Raw genomic sequence first — 21,434 nt, 5'->3', positions numbered from 1 at the left:
GTGGATGACGGTTGCTTGGATCGGCAACCGGGAGACTCTGTTGGAGCGCGCGGTCCGGCATGCCGCCGCGCTGTTGCATGCGAGCCGGTGCCCGGTTTTCACCTTTGACACGGACATACATGGCACACGCGCGGCGATCGCCCTCGCCGAGCGGGTAGGGGCCTCATACGACCACGCTGATGGCGCCGGGTTGGCGCGGGAGACTGCGCTGCTTACCGACAAGGGCGGCATGTTCGTCGCGCCGGGCGAGGTGCGCCGGCGCGCCGACCTGATTGCGATCGTCGGCGAACTGCCAGAGGCTCATCGGGAGTTTGTCGCAGAACTGGCAGAGACGGTTCCCGATCTCATCGCCATCAATGCGCGCCAATTCTTCCTGGTCGGCGGCGGGGGGCGAGGCCTTACCCTCGGCAACGGCCGCAAGGCCACACGGCTTTCCTGCGGCAAGGCGGGTCTAGGCGGAACGATTGCGGCGTTGCGTGCGCAATGTGCGGGACGTCAGGTGTCGACGCCGGTATCGAACTTCAGCCGCTTCCAGGCCGCGCTCGCCACTGCCCGTTTCCCGGTCTTCCTGTTCTTCGGCCAGTCCGCCGATGGGCTCGCGCTGGAGATGCTGCAGGGCCTGCTTGCCGACATCAACCGCAAGTCACGCGCGTCCGCCCTGCATCTTCCGGCGAGCGAGGGTGGCTGGGGCAGCACGCTCGCTTCGACCTGGATGACGGGATTCCCTCTGCGTACCAGCTTCGCGCGCGGCTTTCCGGAATTCGACCCCTGGCGTTTCGATGTGGCGCGACAGCTCGCGGCGGGCGAAGCGGATTTCCACCTCTGGATATCTGACGGTGTGAAGAAGCCGTCCGCAAATAGCGGCGACACCAAGGTAGTGGTGCTCGCGAAGACATCGCAACCGGTCGCCGGCGCCGAGGTTACGTTCGCGATCGGCAAGGCAGGCGTCGACCACGACGCGGTGGTCTATTCGGCGCGCACCGGCACCCTGAATTCCGTCACGGCCGACGCGGCATCGGAACTGCCGTCGGCCGCATCGATCCTACGCTCGATCGCCGAGCACATCCCGGCGGGAGCGGAGCTGCCATGCTGACCAGGATCAAGAGCGGCGAGATCGTCGATCCGGTGAATGGCCGCCTCGGCAAGGGCGACCTCTGGATCAGGGACGGGGAGATCGTCGAGACGCCGCGTAGCGGACGTGCCGACCGAACCTTCGACGCGTCCGGCTGCGTCGTCATGGCCGGCGCCATCGATATCCACTCGCATATCGGCGGCGGCAATGTGAACACGGCGCGGCTGCTTCTGCCGGAAGAGCACAAGGCGCATCAGGCGCGGCCGGCGGCGACGCCGCTTTCCAACGCCGGCTGGTCGACCTTCGAGACCGGTTGCCTCTACGCGAAGATGGGCTTCACCACCGTCGTCGAGCCGGCGATGTCGCCGAATGCTGCGCTTCACACCCATCTCGAGCTCGCCGACATCCCGATCATCGACAAGGCGACGCTCGCCATTCTCGGCAACGACGATTTCCTGCTGTCGATGATCCGCGACAATGCCTCGCCACGCATGATCGAGGATTACGTCGCCTGGACGGTCGCCTCGACCCGGGCGCTTGGCGTCAAGGTCATCAACGCCGGGGCCGCGGCTGCCTTCAAGGAGAATGTGCGGACCTTCTCGCTCGACGACGTCGTGCCGTCCTACGGCGTCAGTTCGCGAAAAATCGTCAAGACGCTGCAGGCGGCGGTGGACAGGCTTGGCATTCCGCATCCGCTGCATGTCCACTGCAACAATCTCGGCGCGCCGGGTTCGGCCGACACGGCAGCGGCGACGATCGCGGCAGCGGAAGGCGTGCCGCTGCATCTCGCGCACCTCCAGTTCTATGGCTATGGCACCGAGGGGAAGCGGAAATTCTCCTCCGCCGCCGCGCGGCTGGCTGAGTTGGTCAATGCGTCGCCGGAAGTGACCATCGACATCGGCCAGGTCATGTTCGGCCAGACCGTCACCATTTCGTCTGATGTCATGCGCCAGTTCTCCGCACGCGGCACAGCGCATCCGAAAAAATTCGTCATCCATGACGGCGACGGCAATGGCGGCGGCATCGTGCCTTATCGTTATCGCCCGGATTATTACGGCACGGTGCAATGGGCGGCGGGACTCGAACTCTTCCTGCTGATCACCGATCCGTGGCGCGTCTTCTTCACCACCGATCATCCGAACGGCGCCCCCTTCACCGTCTATCCGAAGCTTTTCGAATTTCTGATGAACCGCGACGCCCGCAATGAGGTGGCCTCGACGCTCTCCAAGTCGGCGCTGGCGCATTCGACGCTCGCATCGATCGATCGCGAATACACGATGGAGGAGATCGCCATCATGACACGAGCCGCTCCTGCGAAACTATTGGGCTTGGCTGATCGGGGGCATCTCGGCGCCGGGGCTGTCGCCGACGTTTCGGTCTACCGGAAGGGCAAGGACATCGCGAAGATGCTCGGTCGGGCGGCGCTGGTGTTCAAGAACGGCGACCTCGTCGTCAAGGACGGGGAGATCACCCATTATCGCTGGGGCAGGGCGCTCCGGCTCAATCCTCCGCCGGACCGCGCGATCGTCAAGCGGCTCAGGGATTATCACGAGCACCGCTACGGCCTGTCGCTCGACAGGTTCACCTTCCCCGATTCCGCCATCCAGCGCGACGAGCCGTTCCGGGAAGTGCCATGCCGCGCCTGAAGGTCAATGGAGTCGCGATCGACGATACCTTTGCCGAGGCTTTCGGCATGCGGGCTACAGCTATCGTCATCACCGCACCAAACCGCAAATGGGCGCGGCAGGCGGCCGTTACGATGACAGGCTTTGCCACTTCGGTCATCGGCTGCGGCTGCGAGGCAGCGATCGATGTCGATCTCGCGCCCTCTGAAACGCCAGACGGCCGTCCCGGCTGTCGCGTCATGATCTTCGCGGTGAGCACGGACGAACTGCAGAAGCAGTTGCAGAACCGCGTCGGCCAATGCGTGCTGACCTCGCCGGGCAGCGCCTGCTTCGCCGGGCTCGAGGGCCCCAACGAGCTGAAGCTCGGCGCGGCCTTGCGTTATTTCGGCGACGGCTGGCAGATCTCGAAAAAACTCGGTGGCCGGCATTTCTGGCGCGTGCCTGTCATGGACGGCGAATTCGTCTGCGAGGCGACGGTCGGCATGACCAAGGGGGCGGTCGGCGGCGGCAACCTCCTGCTGCTCGCCGGTAGCAACGCCAAGGCGCTTGCGGCGGCGGAGGCAGCCGTGGCGGCAATCAATGAGGTGCGCGGCGCCATCATGCCTTTCCCGGGCGGCATCGTGCGTTCCGGCTCGAAGGTCGGCGGCAAGTACAAGGGCATGACGGCCTCCACCAACGACGCCTTCGCCCCGACGCTGCGCGGCGTGACGAAGAGCGAGCTCGAACCCGACGTCAACGCGGTGCTCGAGATCGTCATCGACGGCGAGACCAGCGATGCGGTGGCGTCGGCGATGCGCGCCGGCATCAAGGCGGTCACCCAACTGGGGTCTGCGAAGGGGGCATTGCGCATCAGCGCCGGTAATTATGGCGGCAAGCTAGGCAAGTTCCACTATCATCTGAAGGATCTGCTGCCATGAAAGCGCTGACCTTCACGTTGCGCGCTGCGCCGCCCGAGCGCCTCGACCTTTCGCCGCTGACACCACAAGGGCTGGCGGGGCTGGACAAGCGCGCCATCCAGGCCATCCGGCTCGGTCAGTCGAAGCTTGCGTCGACCGTCGGCGACATTTTCCGCATCGCCGGCAGCAACGCCAACAGCCTCGTGTTCGAGGGCGGCAGCAGCCGTTTCGACGGGGTAGCCACGGGCATGACCGAGGGCACGGTGCGTGTCGCAGGCGATGTCGGCGCACAGGCAGGGCGCGGCATGCGTGGCGGGCAGCTTACGATTGAAGGCGATGCCGGCCCTCATGCTGGATCGGGCATGCGGGGCGGCAGGCTGGAAATCATCGGTAGTGCTGGTGATCATCTCGGCGCGCCGCTGGCAGGCGAACTCGCCGGCATGAATGGCGGGGTGCTGATCGTGCGTGGCAGGGCAGGCGCCTTCGCGGCCGATCGCATGCGACGTGGGCTGATCGCAGTGCTGAAAGGCTGCGGCGATCACGCGGGCAGCCGCATGATCGCCGGCACGCTCGTGGTGACCGGCGGTGCCGGCGAGATGCCAGGCTACCTGATGCGGCGCGGCTCGATCCTACTCGACCGCGCGCCGAAAAGCCTGTCGCCGAGCTTCGTCGAATGCGGAGCGCCGGACAGCGTCTTCGCCGCGCTCATGGACCGCCATCTCGTCACCGAGGATATCCTAAAACGGCCGCTTCTCGGGAGGGCGCCGCGCAGATATGGCGGCGACAATGCCGCCCTCGGCCTCGGCGAGATACTGTTCCCGGCCTGAGGTCGAAAGATGCCGATCGATCCAGTTCGACGCCGAATGATGAAAGGGCTCGCTTCCTGCGGCGTTGCTGCCTTGTCGTGCGGCATCGCCCGTCGGGCATTTGCCGCGGCCGACGCCGACTTCGCACTCCGCGAAATCGCCGACGGCGTCTTCGCCTTCCAGGGCGTCAACGAGCTGATGCATCCGGAGAATGAGGGGGCGATCTGCAATCTGGGCGTCGTGGTCGGCGCCGATGCCGTCGCCGTCATCGACAGCGGCGGCAGCCTCGTCGAGGCGCAGGCCTTCATCGATGCGATTGCCGAGGTCACAGCCAAGCCGGTGCGCTACCTGATCAACACTCATGTGCATCCCGACCACATCTTCGGCAATGCGGCCTTCCAGGCGCTCGGTCCTGAGATCGTCGGTCACCAAAACCTGCCGGCGGCGCTCGAAGCGCGCGGGGAATATTATCTGCGGAGCTACCGGGAACAGCTCGGCGCAAAGCTCATGGAAGGCATAAAAATCGTGCCGCCGACGCTGCTGGTCGACGACACGCTGGAACTCGACCTCGGCGGACGTGTGCTCGAGCTGAAGGCCTGGGAAGCCGCGCATACCGACAATGACCTGACCGTTCTCGATCCTTCCAGCGGGACATTTTTCGCGGGCGATCTTGTCTTCATGGGGCACCTGCCGACGATCGACGGCTCGCTGCTCGGCTGGCTACGCCAGATGGATGCGCTGGCAGCAGTCGATGCCCGGCGCGTCGTGCCGGGTCACGGCCCCATATCGAGCGAATGGCCGGCCGCGCTGGAGCCCGAGCGGCGCTATTTCGAGGCGCTTGCCGCTGATCTCCGCCAGGCGATCAAGGAGGGGACGCCGCTCGCTGAGGCGGTCAAGACCGCGGGCCGCAGCGAAGCACCCAACTGGGCGCTGTTCGACGATTACAACGAGCGCAACGCCACGGCTGCCTATGCCGAGCTGGAATGGGAATAGCCGGCAACGCATGGCGAAGTTTGCCATCGGGCGGGACCGGTAGTATCCTTGGCGTGTGCCAGGGCACCACCTTCGAACCGGTGGAGGCACCGATGCGATCCAATATCTTCTGTAAGCTGCGGCGTTCCGTGGCAGCGCTTCTTTTTGCGGCTGCGGCAGGAGGCGTGCTCGTCTTTGCGGGGCCGGCGGCGGCGCAGCAGAGCATGGCAGGCTCGGAGAAGATCTGGAACGCACTAAAGGGCGACGTTCTCGGCGACCGACCGATTCTCCTCGACACCGGGCTCATCCGCATCGAGGCACCGAAGCGCGCGCAGGACGCCGCGCTCGTGCCTGTCGATATCTATATCGACCCGGCCAAGGCTGCCGGGGTCAAAACGGTGACGATGGTCATCGACGTCAATCCGGCGCCGGTGGCGGCGACGTTCCAGCTCGGCAGGGACTCCGGAGTCACGCATCTGGCGACGCGCGTGCGCGTCAACGACTATTCCTGGCTGCGCGTGATCGCCGAGACCGACAGCGGCGAGCTCCATATGTCGCAGACCTTCGTCAAGGCATCCGGCGGCTGCTCAGCCCCGGCGGTCAAGAACTCGAAGGAAGCGCTGGCCTCGATGGGGCAGATGAAGCTGCGTCAGTTCGCGCCGCCGAAGGAATCGATGACCAAGGCGCAGGAACTGCAGCTGATGATCCGGCATCCGAACAATTCGGGCCTGCAGCGCGACCCGCTGACCCAATATTTCATCCCGGCGCATTTCGTGCAGAACCTGTCGATCTCGCAGGGTGACAGGCTGATCCTGTCCATGGAAGGCGGCATCTCCATTTCGGAAGACCCCAACTTCCGCTTCGACTTCGCCGTGCACGGCACCGACGACATACAGGTCGAAGCCGTCGACACCGACGGCAAGGTCTTCACCGACAAGTGGCCGCTCGACCCCACGGGCCTTTGACGGATATGCGAAGAAGCTGTCTGGCATTGCCTCTGGCGGCGGCGATCCTGGCTTTTGGCGCGCCGGCGTGGGCTGAAGGCGTCCAGGAGCCGGCCGACTACCGGATGGAAGAATACAAGGCCCCGGTGCCGGATACGCTGAAAGGGGCGAAGGTGATCGGCACCAAGGAAGCCGAAGCGCTCTGGCGGGAGAAGAAAGCCGTCTTCTTCGACGTGATGCCTGACACGCCGAAGCCCGCCAACCTGCCCGCCGGAACGATATGGAAGGACAAGGTCAGGGAGGATATCCCCGATAGCATCTGGCTGGCGAATGTGGGCTATGGGGCGATCCCCGAGGAGACCGCCCAATATTTCCGCAAAAGCCTCGAGGCGGGTACTGCGTCGGACAAGTCGAAGCCGATCCTGTTCTACTGCATGACGAATTGCTGGATGTCGTGGAACGCCGCAAAACGAGCCGTCGAATGGGGCTACAGCTCGGTGATCTGGTATCCGCCCGGAGCGGACGGCTGGGAAAGGGCGGGCCTGCCGCTGGAGGAAAACAGGCCCTATTCCACCGGCGACTGAATCAGCCTTACCCTTGCTTCCCGCAGCGATCCGCGCCATCTGAGCGGTCGAACGTGCCGCTTGCGGCCAAAAGATCACTGCCTCTGGATTTTGGGGATGGGTGTCAGAACCCCTTACGGGCCAAAGATTGCGATTGCACCGATGATGGACTGGACGGACCGGCATTGCCGGTTCTTCCATCGCCAGCTGACGCGCCGTTCGCTGCTTTACACCGAGATGGTGGTGGCGGATGCGGCGATCCGTGGCGTGCGCGAAAGGCTGCTCGGCTTCGACGCCGAGGAACATCCTGTCGCGCTGCAGCTCGGCGGCTCCGATCCACAGAAACTCGCTGAGGCGGCAAGGATCGGCGAGGGTTTCGGCTATGACGAGATCAACCTCAATGTCGGCTGTCCGTCCGACCGCGTGCAGTCCGGCACCTTCGGCGCCTGCCTGATGAAGACGCCGACGCTGGTCGCCGACTGCGTTGCCGCCATGAAGGGCGCGGTGGAAATCCCGGTAACGGTGAAATGCCGCATCGGAGTAGACGACCAGGATCCCGAGGTCGCGCTCGACACGCTGGCGGCGGACGTCCTTGCGGCCGGCGCCGACGCGCTCTGGGTGCATGCTCGCAAGGCCTGGCTCGAAGGGCTCTCGCCCAAGGAGAACCGCGACATCCCGCCGCTCGACTATGGTCGTGTCTACCGGCTCAAGCAGAAATACCCGGATCGCTTCATCGGCATCAATGGCGGCGTCCGCTCCATCGAGGAGGCGCGGGGGCATCTCGCTCACGTCGACGGGGTCATGCTGGGGCGTGTCGCCTACCATACGCCGGGCATCCTTTCGGCCGTCGATGCAGCCTTCTACGGAGAGGCCGAGCGGCCGTCCGATCCGGAGGCGCTGCTGGAGACGATGTCAGCCTATGCCGAGCGCCACATCGCGGCCGGCGGAAAGCTCGGCCACGTCACGCGCCACATGGTCGGCCTCTTCCACGGCCAGCCAGGTGCGCGCCGCTACCGGCAGATACTGTCGACGGAAGCCGTGAAGCCCGGTGCGGGATCAGACGTGCTCCGCGAAGCCTTCGCGGCGGTAGAGTTCGGCGCCGAATTGGAAGCGGCTTAGTCTCTCAGCACCAGCCGGTCGCCGCGCACATCGAAACCCGACAGTGTGCCGATGAAGTTCATGCCGAGCAGGCTCTGCTCCAGCCGGCCGGATTCAGCCACCAGCAGCGGCATGTTCTTGCGCACGATACCGCCGATGGCTACCTCGTCGGCGACCACGCGAGCAGCGGTCGACGTGCCGTTGGCCGTCGACACCGGGATGTTGAAGGCGAGCGCCGAGGGATCGAAGCCCGCCCGTTCGGCATCGGCAGCGGTCAATACCGTCGATGTCGCGCCGGTATCGACCATCGCGCGGATCGTGCTGCCGTTCACGTCGATGTTCGCCTCGAAATGCCCGTCCGCCCGCTGCCGCAGCGTGACGATCGCCCGCCCGTCGCCATCGGTGGCGGAGAGCGGGCTGCCGGGAACGATCCCGCCGCTGACCCGGTTTGCCACGTCCTGCAGTTCGTAGCGGTATTCATAACCGGCCATGAAGACCAATATGACCAGCAACCAGATGGCAAGAGTACGGACCGTCTGCCCGAAACGCTGGCCAGACGCCAGGATGCCGCTTGCCAGCAGCGCCCCTAGAGCGCCGAGATAGATGAGGTAGCCGAAGCTGTCGGTATCGAGGCCGAGCACCTGGCCGCTGGAATCTGCCATGACGAGCACGATCAGTCCGGCCACAACCAATGCCGCCACGATCCAGAAAAGCCGCCCCATGCGCGTCCTCAGGCCGTGCCACGCTCGCGCGCCATGCGCGAACGGCGGGTTTCCCGGCGCGGGCGCCGCTCCACCGTCTCCAGCCGCGCCGGCAGCGTTGCCATGATCTCACGGCGGGTCTCAGGCGTCATGTCGAGCCAGCCGGCGATCTCGTCGCGGGTGCGACCGCAGCCGAAGCAATAGCCCGTCTTCATGTCCACCGAACAGACGAGGATGCAGGGGGATTCGATCGCCGCCATCAAGGGTTCCGTTTGCTCGACATCACATGGGACAGAGCGAAGGCCAATGCAAGCCTGAGGCCGACGCGCCATTGTGCCGGCGCGCCATCGCGGCTATGCCGCCCCGGAGAATACGGTCCCGCAGGTTTCCGATGACGAGCGCGCTTCCCTTCGACGATTTCCGCAGCTTGATGCAGGCTCTGCCCGGTGGCGACAAGACGGCGGCGAACAGTGTGCGCGCGGTCTTCGCCAGGGCGGAAAAGCCGGCCGGCTCGCTCGGCCGCATGGAGGATGTCGCCGCATGGCTGGCCGAATGGTCGGGTCGCGCACCGCCGGCGATCAACCGTCCGCTGGTCGCGATCTTCGCCGGCAATCACGGCGTGGCCGGGCAGGGCATCTCGCCGCGCCCGGTCGAGGCGACGGCGCGCGCCGTCGAGCTTTGCGCGGCCGGCGGTGCGGCGATCAACCCGATCTGCCTTTCATACGATCTCGGGCTGAAGGTCTTCGATCTCGCGCTCGACCTGCCGACCGGCGACATCACGAAAGAAGCGGCGCTCGACGAGCGCAACTGCGCGGCGACCATGGCGTTCGGCATGGAGGCAGTCGCGGGCGGCACCGATCTTCTCTGCCTCGGCGATCTGGGGGTGGGCAATTCGACGGTCGCGGCTGCGATCCTCTGCATGCTCTATGGCGGCGAAGGCGCCGATTGGGTTGGGCCGGGCTCTGGCGCCGATGCGGCGATGTTGGCGCGCAAGGCCGCGGCGGTGGATGCGGCGGTCGCGCTGCATGGCAGCCACCGAGGGGACCCGTTCGAGGTGCTGCGCCGCGTCGGCGGGCGCGAATTCGCGGCGATTGCCGGCGCGATCATCGCCGCGCGCGCCGAGAAGGTGCCGGTCATCCTCGACGGCTTCGGCGGCATCGCCGCTGCGTCGGTGCTGCACGCCGTCAATCCTGCCATTCTCGGCCAATGCCTGATCGCCCAGAAGCCGACCGATCCCGGCCTGGCGCGGGCGGTCGAACGGCTCGGATTGCAGCCGCTGCTCGATCTCGGGCTGGCGCATGGAGAGGGGGTAGGCAGTGCACTTGCCGCCGGCGTCGTCAGGACGGCCGCTCTGCTCAGCTCCGGCATGGCGGCGGCAACCAGGGCCTGAGCCGGTTCCTCCATTCGGGCGGGCCGGTTCAGGCCCGCTTGCCGGCCTTTTTCGGGGTGGGCACCGCAGGCAGGGCTTCCATGACGCGCGACGGCGGGAATATGGCGATCGCCTCGGTCCCCTCGCGCAGCTTGGAGTGCAGCTCGAATTCGCCGCCATGCAATGCGACAAGGCCCTGGACGATCGGCAGGCCGAGGCCGGTCCCCTGTTCGGCGCTCTTGATGGCGATCGAACCCTGGCCAAAAGCCGACAGGGCGACGGGAATCTCGTCGGCCGGTATGCCGGGGCCGGTGTCTTTCACCGAGATGTACTGACCGCCGCCTGCCGTCCAGCCGACACGCACCAGCACCTCGGTACCGGGCGTGGCGAACTTCACGGCGTTCGACAGCAGGTTCAGCGTGATCTGCCGCACCGCCCGCTCGTCGGCAAGCAGTCTCGGCAGGTCGTTCTCGAACTGCTCGACGATGCGAATGTCCTTGTTGCGTGCCTTGAGCTCCATCAGGTGGCAGCAATCCTCGACGATGCCGGTCACGATCAGGGGCTCTTCGTTGAGCTGATATCTGCCCGCCTCGATGCGCGACAGATCGAGGATTTCATTGATCAGATGGAGCAGGTGTTGACCCGAGGTGTGGATGTCCTTGGCGTAGTCGCGATAGGTGTCGTTCTCCATCGGGCCGAGGACCTCGTTGCCCATCACCTCCGAAAAGCCGAGTATGGCGTTGAGCGGGGTTCTCAATTCGTGACTCATCGACGCTAGGAAACGCGACTTGGCGAGGTTGGCCTCTTCGGCGCGGTGCCGCGCCTCGTCGGACATCGATTTCGCCGTGTCGACCTCGGCGATCAGCGCGTCCTTTTCCGAGCGGAAGGAGAGGAGCGTCAGGGAGGCGCGGTTCATCTGCCCTGCGACATAGGCAAAGAGCGGCAGCGACATGACGAGCAGCGCCGTCACCATGATCTCCACCACCGTCCAGCTATGTTCCGTCAGGAAGACATAGGAGGCCACGGGCAGAGCGAAGGTCGCCGACAGAGCTCCGCGCAACGAAGAGGCAATCAGCGCGGTCGCGGCGATGGCGAGCAGAAGCACGATGCCCTTGACGACCGTGAAGTCGTCCACCTGGCAGGAAGCGCAGCGCATCAGTGCGAAATAGATCCAGCCGAGGCCGCTGACGAAATGCGCGACGAGGAAGTTGAGCCGCGTCGCGTTCACGTCGAGACGCGATGCCTCCGTGCGATCCGTGCTGCGGGCAACCACCGCCAGAGCCGAATAGCCGGCCAGGGCGACGATCGTCCAGGTGACGATCTCGTCCTTCATGTGGAGGGAAAAGCCGGCGAATGCGATGGCCAGAACCAGGATAGGCACCGCCAGGGCGACGCGCGCCGTAGCGCGTGCGTGGAGCTTCAGAAGTTCCCGGTCGAAGGTGAGGTTGCCAGGCCGGTGTGTAAGCTGGTCGCGTGTCCTGCGCACCGCACGCGCCACGTCGCTGTTGCGATGCGGTTTCCTGCGGTCCACAATGATCTTGTCGGCCGTGTTTGGACTTAGCAACGGCATGAAAACTTCAACTTACGCAAGCACCACAAGCATGTCTGCGCAAGGCTACGGCGGAATCATTAAGACATTGTTTGCCATATGATGAGAATGCGCCCGGCCAGGCGCAGCCGGGGCGGCCGCGTCGCGCGTCCGCGCAGCCGTTGGCGGAGGGCCTGGGACTGGCTGCTCACCTTCGCGATCCTTGGACTTCTCGTCGTTCTGGCTGCAAGGCTCGACCGGACCGAGACACGCACCCTCGAAGGCCGTGTCGTCGTCAATGACGGCGATTCACTGACGATCGGAACTGAACGCATCCGACTGCGCGGCATAGATGCGCCGGAATATGGCCAGACCTGCCGCAGCGACGGAACCGATTATCCCTGTGGCCGTCGAGCCCGCGACTCGCTCTCGACGCTGATCGGCGGCCAGCCGGTGTCGTGCTCCGGCTGGGAGCGCGACAAGTACGACCGGTTGCTTGCCACCTGCACGGCCGGCGGGCGCGATCTCAACCGCAGCCAAGTGGAAGCCGGCTGGGCGGTGGCTTACGGCGACTATCGCGCGGAGGAGGCCGCCGCACGCCAAAACGGTGCGGGGCTCTGGGCCGGCTCGTTCGATCGTCCGCGCGACTGGCGCGAGATGCATGGCGGCATGGTGGAGAGCGAGCATATGTCGCCCGGCAGCATCATCGATTGGCTGCGCCAGGTACTTCGGTTTTGGTGACGCCCGCGCTATATGTCGGTGCATGAAGCTTTATGATGGAGGCCGGGCGCCCAATCCGCGCCGTGTGCGTATTTTCCTCGCCGAGAAGGGCATTTCGGTGCCACTTGTCCCCGTGGACATGGGCGCGATGGAGCATCGCGGCGGCGAGGTGACCTCGCGCAATCCGCTGCAGCGTCTGCCAGTGCTCGAACTGGACGATCGCACCGTACTCACCGAGTCGGTCGCGATCTGCCGCTACTTCGACGAATTGCAGCCCGAACCGCCGCTGTTCGGGCGCGGCGCGCTCGGCAAGGCGAAGGTCGAGATGTGGCAGCGCCGGATCGAGTTCAATCTCTTTCAGCCCGTCAGTCATGCCTTCCGGCACGTCCACCCGGCGATGAAGGAATGGGAAAAGCCGCAGGTGCCGGAGTGGGGCGAGGCCAACAAGTCCAAGGCGCTCGACTTCCTCGTCCTGCTCGACGCCGAACTGTCGCTGCGCGAATTCGCCGCCGGCGACGCGTTCTCCATCGCCGACATCACCGGACTGGTAGCGATCGACTTCATGAAGCCGGCGCGCATCAGCGTGCCCCCCGAACTCACCAATGTGACGCGCTGGCATGGCGCGCTGGCTGCCCGGCCGAGCGCATCGGCCTGATCATGTCAGAGAGCCTGGACGACATAACGCGGCGGATCCGCGCTTGCAGGATTTGTGTCGAGCAGCCGGTCGGAAAGCCGCTGCCGCACGAGCCGCGACCGGTACTTCAGCCGTCCTCGCAGGCGCGGATCCTGATCGCCAGCCAGGCGCCGGGCACCAAGGTGCATCTTTCCGGCAGACCCTTCACCGATGCGTCGGGCGACCGGCTGCGCAGTTGGCTGGGCGTCACGCCGGACGAGTTCTACGACCCCAAGAAGTTCGCCATCGTGCCTATGGGCTTCTGCTTCCCGGGCCAGGACGCCAGGGGCGCCGACCTGCCGCCGCGCCGCGAATGCGCCCCGGCATGGCGCAAGCCGCTGATGGCGGCGATGCCGCAGATCGAACTGGTGCTGACGATCGGCCTCTATGCCCAAGCCTGGCATATGGGCGAGACGCGGCGCGGATCGCTTACCGAAACCGTGATGAACTGGCGCGAGATTTTTGCCGCGCCGTCGCGGCCGGTCGTGCTGCCGCTGCCGCATCCCTCCTGGCGCAACACAAGCTGGCTGAAGAAGCATCCCTGGTTTGAAATGGATTTGCTGCCTTTCTTGAAAACGGAAATTCGGAGCCGCCTTGGCTGAATGACGAGCAAATAATACTCGCCGTTTAAGGTGTTTAGAGAATTCCTTTCTTGTTTTATGCTGGGAATATCGGGAAAATAGGCGAAATTTCCTGTTGGAGCTTCCTATGGACCGCCTTGACCGCAAGATCCTGCGCCTGCTGCAGGAAGACGCCACGCTCGCCGTCGCCGACGTCGCGAAGAAAGTGGGCCTGTCGACGACGCCCTGCTGGCGGCGCATCCAGAAGCTGGAGGAAGAGGGCGTCATCAAGCGCCGCGTGGCTATCCTCGACCCGGCAAAGATCAATGCCCGGGTCACCGTCTTCGTGTCGATCCGCACCAATGTGCATAGCCACGAATGGCTGCGGCGCTTCTCGGAGGTGATCCAGGACTTTCCCGAGGTGGTCGAGTTCTACCGCATGAGCGGCGATGTCGACTATCTGCTGCGCGTCGTGGTGCCTGACATCGCCGCCTACGACGCCTTCTACAAGCGTCTCATCGCCAAGATCGAGATCCGCGACGTGTCGTCGTCCTTCGCGATGGAGCAGATCAAATACACGACCGAAATGCCGCTCGACTACATGATGGTCGAGAAGGACGGCAATGTTCACGCCGGCGCGGGAATCTGACTTTCTGTTGCTGCAAACTCAGGACGGAAAGCCGATTGCCCCTGGAATGATTAGCGCTTGTTCGCGGCCTGCTTTTCGAGCCTCGCCAGAGTCTTTGGGCCGGTAAGGTCGCGGATCGCGTCCTTGCCGATCCAGCGCGCCGTGCGGTCGTCCGTGGCTGCCAGTCGTTCCGATAGCGCAAGCGCTTCCGCGTTGAGCTTCGCGTTGCGCTTGCCAATCGAGCGCAGCGCCCAGTTCACGCCCTTCTTCACGAAGTTGCGCTCGTCGTTTGCATGCGTCTCGATCAGCGGCAGGAAGGCGAGGAAAGTCTCGTTCGGCTCCTTCTTCCGATGCACCACCGACCAGGCGATCATCGCGAAAGCCGTGCGCCGGACGAACTCGCGATCGTCGGCAGCGAATTCCTCGATCAGCTCGCGCCAGTGATCGGTCTCGACGAAGAGGTCGGACACGCCGTCGACGATGTCCCAGGAATCGAACTCGCCCGCCCATCGCCGCGCATCCGCCTTGGTGAAGCGCCTGGGGTCGGCGGTCACCGACGCGATGAACTGCGCCTCGGTGATGCCTGACTCCCAGAGTTCGAAGGCGCGCTCGTGGTTGCGCTTGATCTTCCTGGCGATGTCGCGCTGCACGCCATGCGAGATGCCGAGCGTCCGGTCGATCCTGATTCCGTAGCGCCGCATGCCCTGCCGCTTCTCCTCCGAGCCGAGCGAGCGCAGATACGCGATCACCTCGGCGGCGGTGAAGGATGGCGAGAGTTCAGCGGTCATTGGAAGCTCCGGTCGCGCATCGGAACATCCCGACTGCCGGTTTCCACTTTCGGCCCCGATGCTCTCAGCGCTCGAGACGAGCCAGGAGGGAAGACGTATCCCAGCGGCTGCCGCCTATCTGCTGCACTTCCTTGTAGAACTGATCGACCAGCGCGGTGACCGGCAGCCTCGCTCCGTTGCGGTCGGCCTCTTCGAGGCAGATGCCGAGGTCCTTGCGCATCCAGTCGACGGCGAAGCCGAAATCATACTTGCCTGCGATCATCGTCTTGTGCCGGTTCTCCATCTGCCAGGAGCCTGCCGCGCCCTTGGAGATGACCTCGACCACCTTTTCGAGGTCCAGCCCGGCCTTGCGGCCGAAATGCAGACCCTCAGCCAGCCCCTGCACCAGGCCGGCGATGGCTATCTGGTTGATCATCTTGGTGAGCTGACCGGCGCCCGCCGGTCCCATCAGGCCGACCATCCTCGCATAGGCCTCGATCACCGGCCTGGCCTTGTCGAATGTCTGCTCATCGCCGCCGACCATCACGGTCAATACGCCGTTCTCTGCGCCGGCCTGTCCGCCGGAGACCGGCGCGTCGAGCGCCGCAAAGCCGCCTGCCTCAGCCTTTTCGGCGAGTTCCCGCGCGACTTCGGCGGAAGCAGTGGTGTTGTCGATATAGGTCGAGCCCTTCTTCATCGACTGGAAGCAGCCTTCGGCGCCGACGGTGACGGAGCGCAGGTCGTCGTCATTGCCGACGCAGGTGAAGACGAAGTCCTTGCCCTCTGCAGCCTCGGCCGGCGTCCTGGCGAAGGCGCCGCCATGTTCGGCTGCCCATTTCTCGGCCTTGGCGGTGGTTCGGTTGTAGACGGTGACGTCGTGGCCGCCCTTCTTCTTCAGGTGTCCGGCCATAGGATAGCCCATCACGCCAAGTCCAAGGAAAGCAACCGATGCCATTTTCATGAATCCTTTCAGTCCGGTGGTCCGGCTTCCTTAGCGCAAAGCTTCAATGGATTGGAGTCAGCGATGAAGATGGACCGTGATGCGCCGCTCGATCCATTCGATGCCGTTGCGCAGCGTCTCGACCAGCGCCAAGTAGATGATCGCCGCCCAGATGTAGGACTGGAAGTCGAAGCTGCGCGAAAAGGCGAGCCGTGTCTCGCCCATCAGGTCGGCGACTGTGATGAGCGCAACCACTGCGGAGCCCTTGATCAGCAGGATCACTTCGTTGCCGTAGGGCCTGAGCGCCACGATCAGCGCCTGCGGCAGGATCACTTTCCACAGCGTCTGCAGCTTGTGCAGGCCAAGGGAGGCCGCGCCCTCCCACTGCCCACGCGGAACGCTTTGTATCGCGCCGCGCAGGATTTCGGCCTGATAGGCGGAGGTGTTCAGAGTGAAAGCCAGGACCGCGCAGTACCAGGCCTCGCGGAAGAACGGCCACAGGCCGACCGCTTCCAGTTGCGGCCTGAAGGAACCGACGCCGTAGTAGATCAGGAATGTCTGCGCCAGGAGCGGCGTGCCGCGAAAGAAGTAGACGTAGCCGTAGCCGAGCGCCGACAGGATCCTGTTCTTCGACATCCGCGCGTAGGCGACCGGCAGCGATACGATCGCGCCGAGGACCGTCGAGACGACCACCAGCGACATGGTCACCTTCAGGCCGGAGATATAGGTCGGGATGTATTTCTCGAACCAGGCGGGGTTCCAGACGGCCGCCAGGTAGGCCAGCATGCCGATACCGGCGAGGATCCAAAGTCCGACCAGAAGGTAGCCGATGACGCGCTCCCGCGGCCAACCGCGCGGCGGCGCGGGCGGAGCCAATTCGACTGCAACCGGGCTGGTGCTCATCGTGCCGGCTCCCGCTCACCGACCGATCGCTCTATCTTGTTGATGCCGAACGAAGAAATGATCGTCAGCACAAGGTAGATCAGGATCGCGAAGCTGTAGAAGACAAAGGGCTCGCGTTCGACACGTGCAGCCACGCCTGTCCAGCGCAGAATGTCGTTGAGGCCGATCGCCGAGACGAGCGCGGTATCCTTGAGAAGGATGAGCCACAGATTGGCGAGGCCGGGCAGTGCAATGCGGATCAACTGCGGCAGCACCACCAGCCGCATCGTCTGCCCCTTGGTCAGACCGATCGCGTAGCCGCCTTCATATTGTCCGCGTGGTATGGCGCGGAAGGCCGACAGGAACACCTCGCTGACATAGGCCGAAAACACGACACCGAGGGCAACCATGCCGGAGATGAAGCTGTTTATGTCGACGGTCGCGCCCGGCTGGATCGTCCGGATCAGCGCCTGGATGCCGATCTGCGCGCCGTAATAGACCAGGAAAAGCGTGACGAGTTCCGGCAGCCCGCGGAAGATGGTCGTGTAGATGTTTCCCGCCAGTCGCAGCGACGGTTCGCTGGATTGCTTGGCAACGGCAACGAAAAAGCCAATCAGCAATCCGAACGGCAGGGTCGCCGCGGCCAGCGAGACGGTGACGAAGACGCCGTAGGCTATTTCGTCGAGCCATCCTTCAGAGCCCCAACTCAGCAGAGTCCAGATGCTCTTCATCAGGCTGGGCGGCTCCGTTTTCGGCTTTCAGCCAAAACGGGAGGCGGACGCGCTGAGACGACCGCCTCCCAGATCAATCAGCTTTCGGCGCCGTATACGTCGAAGCTGAAGTATTTGTCGTTGATTTCCTTGTATTTTCCGTTGGCACGGATCGCCTTGATGGCGTCGTTGAACTTGTTGACCAGGTCGGTCTCGCCCTTGCGTATGGCGATGCCGGCGCCGGGGCCGAAGATCTCGACGGGCTGCGGAGAGGGCTGGCCGATGATCTTGCAGCAGGCGCCGTCGGGGGTCTTCAGCCATTCCTCGAGCACGCTGATGTCGTCCTCGACGGCGTCAACACGGCCGTTGGCGAGGTCGAGCAGGAACTCCTGGCTCGAAGGATATCCCTTGATCGTCGAGTCCGTGTAGGTTTGCGAGGCGTAGTTGAAGTGCGTCGTCGAGGTGGCGACGCCGATCGTCTTGCCGGCGAGATCCGCCTTGGTCAGGGTGGCGGGGATCGTCGAGTCCTTTGGACCGGCGATCGCCGAGGGCGTGTTGTAGTACTTGTTGGTGAAGTCGACCTTTTCGGCGCGTTCCGGCGTGATCGACATGGATGCGATGATCGCGTCGAACTTGCCGGCCTGCAGGGCCGGGATGATACCGTCCCAATCCTGCGTGACGAACTCGCAGGTCACCTTCATCTCGGCGCAGAGCGCGTTGGCGATATCGATATCGAAGCCTTCGAGCTTGCCGTCGGGGGTCAGGTTGTTGAAGGGCGGGTAGGCGCCCTCCGTGCCGATCTTCAGCGCCGTCTGTGAGGCGCCGGGGGCTGCCGGTGCAGCGCCCTGCGTATCCGGAGCAGGTGCGGCTGGAGCGGGTGCCGGTTCGGCCGGAGCGGGGGCGGGCTCGGCGGGTGCAGGTGCTGGCTCGGCCGGGGCCGGAGCTGGTTCAGCGGGCGCGGCCGGAGCGGGCGCCGGTTCGGCGGGCTTTTCTTCCTGCGAGCAGGCGGCGAGCGTCAGCGCAAGTGCTGCGGCCGAGGCTGCCAACGTCAGGCGTTTCATCGTAAACATCTAAGACCCCTCATCGCGTTCGTCTCCGGCCAAGCGCCGGCGACGGGGCTGCGGCCTTGCCGCGCCAGAGGCCGATAATCCGCCTCTTTTTCGGGAAAAAGCAATCCCAAACGATATGAGCCGAACAAAGATATTGCGCGTGTCTGGGCGCCTGGAGACAAATCCGCCTGAAGGCGTCGATTTCCCGCGATGGCTGACGTGGGGTTACTTCCCGGTCAGCTCGGTCGCGCTTTCGATGAAATCTGCGATAGGGCCGATTTCGTCGAGATCGAAGACCGGGAGGGCGCTATTCGGCACCGTATGGTTGGCGGCTATCGCCAGGATCGACGGGTCGCCATCGCTGAGCGGCGTGGTGTCTTTCGTGCCTGTCCGCCGCGCCTCGATCTTCTTGTGGCCCTCGCGCTTGTAGCCTTCGACGAGGACTAGGTCGCATGGCGCCAGACGCTTCAGCACCTCGTCCAGCGTTGGCTCATCCTCGCCGTGCAGTTCATGCATCAGCGCCCAGCGCCGGCCGGAAACGATGGCGACCTCGCTGGCGCCGGCCTGCCGGTGCCGGAAACTGTCGGTGCCTTCCTTGTCGATGTCGAAGCCATGATGGGCGTGCTTGACGGTCGAGACCTTCCAGCCCCGCCGCGTCAGTTCGGCGACGAGCTTCTCGGTTAGCGTCGTCTTGCCGGAATTCTTCCATCCGGTGATGCCGAAAACCCGCTGCTTCATGGCTTTTCCGCCCCGCTCATGGATCCAGCCTCTCGCGCCGCGCCACATGGATCACGTAGAAGGTGGACAAAGCCGCGGCTGCCGACGACAGCAGCATGACCCAAAGCAGAGGGAAGGGGCCGGTCTGCGGGGTCAGAAGCGCGCCGGCTAGCACCGACAGGGCCGCGCCGCCGCCGATCTGCAGGGCACCACCCAGCCCCGAAGCCGAGCCAGCCAGATGCGGCTTGACGCTTACGATGCCGGCGTTGGCGCTGGGCAGCGTGAGGCCGTTGCCTATTCCGGTGAAGAAGACCGGACCAAACAGCGACAGCGGGTGATGGACCCCCGCGCCGAACAGGCCGATCGACAACAGCATGCCTGCGGCGCCGACGATGTTCCCCGACAGCATCATACGGTTGATCCCGATCCTTCCGGCGTAACGTCCCGACAGGAAATTGCCGAACATGTAGCCGAGCGAGATGATGCCGAAATAGAAGCCGTATTGCGATGGGGTGAGATAGAGCATCTCGGAGGCCACATAGGGCCCGCCGCCGATAAAGGCGAAGAAGGCGCCGGTGGTAAAGGCTGCCGTCAGCGAATAGCCCCAGAAACGCGGGGATCCCAACAGTTGCGGATAGGCCCGGAACTGCGCGGCGAGGCTTTCGGAACGGTTGCGGTTGGTCTCGCCGAGATCGGCAAGGACGATCACGAACGCCACCACCCCGAAGGCCAGCGTCAGCCAGAAGCTCGCCTGCCAGCCGTAGAGTTCGTCGAGGAAGCCGCCGATCATCGGACCGATCATCGGCACGACGCTCATGCCCATGGTGATGTAGCCGATCTGGCTTGCCGCCTCGGCCGTGCTCACCGTATCGCGCACCACGGCGCGCGAGATCACCATGCCGGCTGAGGAAAAGGCCTGCAGCAGCCGGCAGGCCAGCAACACCTCGACCGTCGGCGCATAGACGGCAGCGAGCGTGCCGACGAGGAAGATCGCGAAGCAGGTGAGCATCACCGGCCTGCGCCCGAAACGGTCGGAGGCCGGGCCGATGAAGAGCTGCAGCACTGCCGTCGCGGCCAGATAGAGGGACACGGCGAGCTGCATGATAGCGTAGTCGCTGTCGAAATAGTGCGCCATGCCGGGCAGCGACGGCAGGAAGATGTTCATGGCGAGCGAGCCGACGGCCGCCGCCATCACCAGCGTCACCAGATGCGGCGCTGCCCCTTGTCCGGCCGCCATCACAAACCGTCGGGCGCCATGCTCGGCCCGACGCTTTCACTGGCCGCCTTCGAGCGGCCGACGACGCGTTCGCGGTAGAGCATGTAGAGGCCGGAGACGACGATGACCGCCGAGCCTGCGATCATCGGGAAGTCGGGAATATCGCCGAAGATCAAGAAACCAAGCAGGATCGAGAAGAGCAGGCCCGTGTAGCGGAAAGGCGCCACGAACGAAATATCGCCCGTGCGCAGGGAGATGGTGATGAACTGATAGCCGACAAGCAGGAGTCCCGCCGCGCATGCAAGCAGGAAAAGGTCGAACGTGTTGGGATGCGTCCATCCGCCCATCGGCTGGACGAGGAACGCCCCGCAAATCGAGACGGCCAGGACGGTGGCGGTCGAGATCAGCAGGGTCGGTATCCGCTCGGGTATGCGTCGGGTTGCGAGATCGCGACCGGTGCAGAAGGCGACACAGACCAGCGCCACCAGCGAATAGACGCTGAAGCCTTCGAAACCTGGCCTGACGATGATCGCGACGCCCGCAAAGCCGACGATGATCGACATCCAGCGGCGCCAGCCGACCGTTTCGCCGTAGATCAGCGCCGCACCCATGGTGACGGCGAGCGGCAGCGCCTGAAGCACGGCCGAAACGATGGCGATCGGCAGCTGCGCGAGCGCGATCAGGAAGGTAACCGTCGCCACGACCTCGCCGACGACACGGACGAGAACCATCGGGTGCAGGGCGAGACGCAGATTGGCAAGCGCGCCCTGATGCCAGGCAAGTGCTGCGATGAACAGCGTGGCGAAGACGCCGCGCACGAACATCACCTGGCCCATGTTCATCGTCTCCGCCATATATTTCGTGATGGCGTCATTGACCGTGAAGCCGGCCAAGGACACCGTCATGAACAGCGCAGCACGCATGTTGGGGGAGAGCGGCAAGGAAGCATTCCGTCATTGCGACAGCTCCGCATGTATCAGGCACCTGCGGGCGCGCAA

At 64.6% G+C, this 21,434-nt stretch carries 24 protein-coding genes; 13 read left to right on the top strand and 11 right to left on the bottom strand.

Annotated features, from left to right (window positions below; all coding sequences use genetic code 11):
- Positions 1-40 precede the first annotated feature (40 nt).
- From D8676_RS23925 to dusA, 8 genes are all read left to right on the top strand, one after another.
- Positions 41-1,093, top strand: coding sequence for a tungsten formylmethanofuran dehydrogenase (locus tag D8676_RS23925; RefSeq protein ID WP_245427116.1), 1,053 nt, complete (start codon positions 41-43; stop codon positions 1,091-1,093).
- On the top strand, positions 1,087-2,718 hold the full coding sequence (locus D8676_RS23920; protein WP_121583602.1) for a formylmethanofuran dehydrogenase subunit A: 1,632 nt from the start codon (positions 1,087-1,089) through the stop codon (positions 2,716-2,718). Before D8676_RS23925 ends, D8676_RS23920 begins: the two co-directional genes overlap by 7 nt.
- Positions 2,706-3,614, top strand: coding sequence for a formylmethanofuran--tetrahydromethanopterin N-formyltransferase (fhcD, locus tag D8676_RS23915; protein WP_121583601.1), 909 nt, complete (start codon positions 2,706-2,708; stop codon positions 3,612-3,614). Before D8676_RS23920 ends, fhcD begins: the two co-directional genes overlap by 13 nt.
- Entirely contained in the window at positions 3,611-4,420 is an 810-nt protein-coding gene (locus D8676_RS23910; protein WP_121583600.1) for a formylmethanofuran dehydrogenase subunit C, read from the top strand. The genes fhcD and D8676_RS23910 overlap by 4 nt, the downstream gene beginning before the upstream one ends.
- A 39-nt stretch (positions 4,421-4,459) precedes the next feature.
- Positions 4,460-5,392: a quinoprotein relay system zinc metallohydrolase 2 gene (locus D8676_RS23905; protein ID WP_183097221.1), complete on the top strand. Its 933-nt coding sequence runs from the start codon at positions 4,460-4,462 to the stop codon at positions 5,390-5,392.
- A gap of 92 nt (positions 5,393-5,484) precedes the next feature.
- The gene (locus D8676_RS23900; protein ID WP_121583598.1) at positions 5,485-6,336 is read left to right on the top strand and encodes a quinoprotein dehydrogenase-associated SoxYZ-like carrier; all 852 of its coding nucleotides are present in this window, start codon (positions 5,485-5,487) and stop codon (positions 6,334-6,336) included.
- A gap of 5 nt (positions 6,337-6,341) precedes the next feature.
- Positions 6,342-6,899 (top strand): PQQ-dependent catabolism-associated CXXCW motif protein, encoded by a 558-nt coding sequence (locus D8676_RS23895; protein WP_121583597.1) that lies wholly within the window; start codon positions 6,342-6,344, stop codon positions 6,897-6,899.
- A gap of 96 nt (positions 6,900-6,995) precedes the next feature.
- Positions 6,996-7,997, top strand: coding sequence for a tRNA dihydrouridine(20/20a) synthase DusA (dusA, locus tag D8676_RS23890; protein ID WP_121583596.1), 1,002 nt, complete (start codon positions 6,996-6,998; stop codon positions 7,995-7,997).
- Here the strand turns inward: dusA and D8676_RS23885 are convergent.
- Both D8676_RS23885 and D8676_RS23880 read right to left on the bottom strand, forming a co-directional pair.
- Positions 7,994-8,698 carry a TIGR02281 family clan AA aspartic protease gene (locus D8676_RS23885; protein ID WP_121583595.1) on the bottom strand — a complete coding sequence of 235 codons (705 nt, stop codon included), beginning with the start codon at positions 8,696-8,698 and terminating at the stop codon, positions 7,994-7,996. The genes dusA and D8676_RS23885 overlap by 4 nt on opposite strands.
- Before the next feature lie 8 nt (positions 8,699-8,706).
- Positions 8,707-8,937: a DUF1289 domain-containing protein gene (locus tag D8676_RS23880; protein WP_121583594.1), complete on the bottom strand. Its 231-nt coding sequence runs from the start codon at positions 8,935-8,937 to the stop codon at positions 8,707-8,709.
- 131 nt (positions 8,938-9,068) lie between these two features.
- Between D8676_RS23880 and D8676_RS23875 the strand changes: the two genes are divergently transcribed.
- Entirely contained in the window at positions 9,069-10,067 is a 999-nt protein-coding gene (locus D8676_RS23875; RefSeq protein ID WP_121583593.1) for a nicotinate-nucleotide--dimethylbenzimidazole phosphoribosyltransferase, read from the top strand.
- Between the two features lie 28 nt (positions 10,068-10,095).
- Here D8676_RS23875 and D8676_RS23870 read toward each other — a convergent pair whose 3' ends face one another.
- Positions 10,096-11,616, bottom strand: coding sequence for a HAMP domain-containing sensor histidine kinase (locus D8676_RS23870; RefSeq protein WP_121583592.1), 1,521 nt, complete (start codon positions 11,614-11,616; stop codon positions 10,096-10,098).
- A 78-nt stretch (positions 11,617-11,694) separates the two neighbouring features.
- On the opposite strand from D8676_RS23870, the gene D8676_RS23865 reads away from it, so the two are divergent.
- The 4 genes from D8676_RS23865 to D8676_RS23850 all read left to right on the top strand — a co-directional run bounded on the left by D8676_RS23865 (position 11,695) and on the right by D8676_RS23850 (position 14,176).
- On the top strand, positions 11,695-12,315 hold the full coding sequence (locus D8676_RS23865) for a thermonuclease family protein (RefSeq protein WP_245427111.1): 621 nt from the start codon (positions 11,695-11,697) through the stop codon (positions 12,313-12,315).
- A 22-nt stretch (positions 12,316-12,337) separates the two neighbouring features.
- A complete protein-coding gene (locus D8676_RS23860; RefSeq protein WP_121583590.1) occupies positions 12,338-12,949 on the top strand; it encodes a glutathione S-transferase in 612 nt (203 codons plus the stop codon).
- Between the two features lie 2 nt (positions 12,950-12,951).
- Positions 12,952-13,569 carry a uracil-DNA glycosylase family protein gene (locus tag D8676_RS23855; RefSeq protein ID WP_121583589.1) on the top strand — a complete coding sequence of 206 codons (618 nt, stop codon included), beginning with the start codon at positions 12,952-12,954 and terminating at the stop codon, positions 13,567-13,569.
- A 106-nt stretch (positions 13,570-13,675) separates the two neighbouring features.
- A complete protein-coding gene (locus D8676_RS23850) occupies positions 13,676-14,176 on the top strand; it encodes an Lrp/AsnC family transcriptional regulator (RefSeq protein WP_121583588.1) in 501 nt (166 codons plus the stop codon).
- 50 nt (positions 14,177-14,226) lie between these two features.
- On the opposite strand, the gene D8676_RS23845 is transcribed toward D8676_RS23850, so the two are convergent.
- The 8 genes from D8676_RS23845 to D8676_RS23805 form a co-directional block, all read right to left on the bottom strand.
- Positions 14,227-14,943, bottom strand: a complete 717-nt coding sequence (locus D8676_RS23845; protein ID WP_121583587.1) for a DNA alkylation repair protein — start codon at positions 14,941-14,943, stop codon at positions 14,227-14,229.
- A gap of 64 nt (positions 14,944-15,007) precedes the next feature.
- Entirely contained in the window at positions 15,008-15,877 is an 870-nt protein-coding gene (locus D8676_RS23840; RefSeq protein WP_121583625.1) for an NAD(P)-dependent oxidoreductase, read from the bottom strand.
- Positions 15,878-15,940: 63 nt separating this feature from the next.
- Complete coding sequence (locus tag D8676_RS23835; protein WP_121583586.1) at positions 15,941-16,765, bottom strand: ABC transporter permease; 825 nt, start codon at positions 16,763-16,765, stop codon at positions 15,941-15,943.
- Complete coding sequence (locus D8676_RS23830; RefSeq protein WP_121583585.1) at positions 16,762-17,475, bottom strand: ABC transporter permease; 714 nt, start codon at positions 17,473-17,475, stop codon at positions 16,762-16,764. The genes D8676_RS23835 and D8676_RS23830 overlap by 4 nt, the downstream gene beginning before the upstream one ends.
- A 77-nt stretch (positions 17,476-17,552) precedes the next feature.
- Complete coding sequence (locus D8676_RS23825; protein ID WP_245427109.1) at positions 17,553-18,524, bottom strand: ABC transporter substrate-binding protein; 972 nt, start codon at positions 18,522-18,524, stop codon at positions 17,553-17,555.
- A 204-nt stretch (positions 18,525-18,728) separates the two neighbouring features.
- Positions 18,729-19,241: a molybdopterin-guanine dinucleotide biosynthesis protein B gene (gene mobB / locus D8676_RS23815; RefSeq protein WP_121583584.1), complete on the bottom strand. Its 513-nt coding sequence runs from the start codon at positions 19,239-19,241 to the stop codon at positions 18,729-18,731.
- 16 nt (positions 19,242-19,257) lie between these two features.
- Complete coding sequence (locus D8676_RS23810; protein WP_121583583.1) at positions 19,258-20,457, bottom strand: multidrug effflux MFS transporter; 1,200 nt, start codon at positions 20,455-20,457, stop codon at positions 19,258-19,260.
- Complete coding sequence (locus D8676_RS23805; RefSeq protein ID WP_121583582.1) at positions 20,457-21,377, bottom strand: DMT family transporter; 921 nt, start codon at positions 21,375-21,377, stop codon at positions 20,457-20,459. Before D8676_RS23805 ends, D8676_RS23810 begins: the two co-directional genes overlap by 1 nt.
- Positions 21,378-21,434: the final 57 nt, after the last annotated feature.

Origin of the sequence: Mesorhizobium sp. YM1C-6-2, assembly GCF_003666685.1 — a bacterium.
GTDB lineage: Bacteria > Pseudomonadota > Alphaproteobacteria > Rhizobiales > Rhizobiaceae > Mesorhizobium_K.
This window is presented reverse-complemented; position numbering and strand designations above follow the sequence as displayed.

Excerpts from the sequence above, each read along its gene's own strand:
- D8676_RS23905 (WP_183097221.1), top strand. The coding sequence starts at position 4,460 with ATGAAAGGGCTCGCTTCCTGCGGCGTTGCTGCCTTGTCGTGCGGCATC.
- D8676_RS23880 (WP_121583594.1), bottom strand. The coding sequence starts at position 8,937 with ATGGCGGCGATCGAATCCCCCTGCATCCTCGTCTGTTCGGTGGACATG.
- D8676_RS23875 (WP_121583593.1), top strand. The coding sequence starts at position 9,069 with ATGACGAGCGCGCTTCCCTTCGACGATTTCCGCAGCTTGATGCAGGCT.
- D8676_RS23835 (WP_121583586.1), bottom strand. The coding sequence starts at position 16,765 with ATGAGCACCAGCCCGGTTGCAGTCGAATTGGCTCCGCCCGCGCCGCCG.
- D8676_RS23920 (WP_121583602.1), top strand. The coding sequence starts at position 1,087 with ATGCTGACCAGGATCAAGAGCGGCGAGATCGTCGATCCGGTGAATGGC.
- D8676_RS23885 (WP_121583595.1), bottom strand. The coding sequence starts at position 8,698 with ATGGGGCGGCTTTTCTGGATCGTGGCGGCATTGGTTGTGGCCGGACTG.
- D8676_RS23865 (WP_245427111.1), top strand. The coding sequence starts at position 11,695 with ATGATGAGAATGCGCCCGGCCAGGCGCAGCCGGGGCGGCCGCGTCGCG.
- D8676_RS23825 (WP_245427109.1), bottom strand. The coding sequence starts at position 18,524 with ATGTTTACGATGAAACGCCTGACGTTGGCAGCCTCGGCCGCAGCACTT.
- dusA (WP_121583596.1), top strand. The coding sequence starts at position 6,996 with ATGGGTGTCAGAACCCCTTACGGGCCAAAGATTGCGATTGCACCGATG.
- D8676_RS23900 (WP_121583598.1), top strand. The coding sequence starts at position 5,485 with ATGCGATCCAATATCTTCTGTAAGCTGCGGCGTTCCGTGGCAGCGCTT.
- D8676_RS23810 (WP_121583583.1), bottom strand. The coding sequence starts at position 20,457 with ATGGCGGCCGGACAAGGGGCAGCGCCGCATCTGGTGACGCTGGTGATG.
- D8676_RS23910 (WP_121583600.1), top strand. The coding sequence starts at position 3,611 with ATGAAAGCGCTGACCTTCACGTTGCGCGCTGCGCCGCCCGAGCGCCTC.
- D8676_RS23845 (WP_121583587.1), bottom strand. The coding sequence starts at position 14,943 with ATGACCGCTGAACTCTCGCCATCCTTCACCGCCGCCGAGGTGATCGCG.
- D8676_RS23895 (WP_121583597.1), top strand. The coding sequence starts at position 6,342 with ATGCGAAGAAGCTGTCTGGCATTGCCTCTGGCGGCGGCGATCCTGGCT.
- fhcD (WP_121583601.1), top strand. The coding sequence starts at position 2,706 with ATGCCGCGCCTGAAGGTCAATGGAGTCGCGATCGACGATACCTTTGCC.
- D8676_RS23850 (WP_121583588.1), top strand. The coding sequence starts at position 13,676 with ATGGACCGCCTTGACCGCAAGATCCTGCGCCTGCTGCAGGAAGACGCC.
- D8676_RS23840 (WP_121583625.1), bottom strand. The coding sequence starts at position 15,877 with ATGGCATCGGTTGCTTTCCTTGGACTTGGCGTGATGGGCTATCCTATG.
- D8676_RS23855 (WP_121583589.1), top strand. The coding sequence starts at position 12,952 with ATGTCAGAGAGCCTGGACGACATAACGCGGCGGATCCGCGCTTGCAGG.
- D8676_RS23860 (WP_121583590.1), top strand. The coding sequence starts at position 12,338 with ATGAAGCTTTATGATGGAGGCCGGGCGCCCAATCCGCGCCGTGTGCGT.
- D8676_RS23830 (WP_121583585.1), bottom strand. The coding sequence starts at position 17,475 with ATGAAGAGCATCTGGACTCTGCTGAGTTGGGGCTCTGAAGGATGGCTC.
- D8676_RS23870 (WP_121583592.1), bottom strand. The coding sequence starts at position 11,616 with ATGCCGTTGCTAAGTCCAAACACGGCCGACAAGATCATTGTGGACCGC.
- mobB (WP_121583584.1), bottom strand. The coding sequence starts at position 19,241 with ATGAAGCAGCGGGTTTTCGGCATCACCGGATGGAAGAATTCCGGCAAG.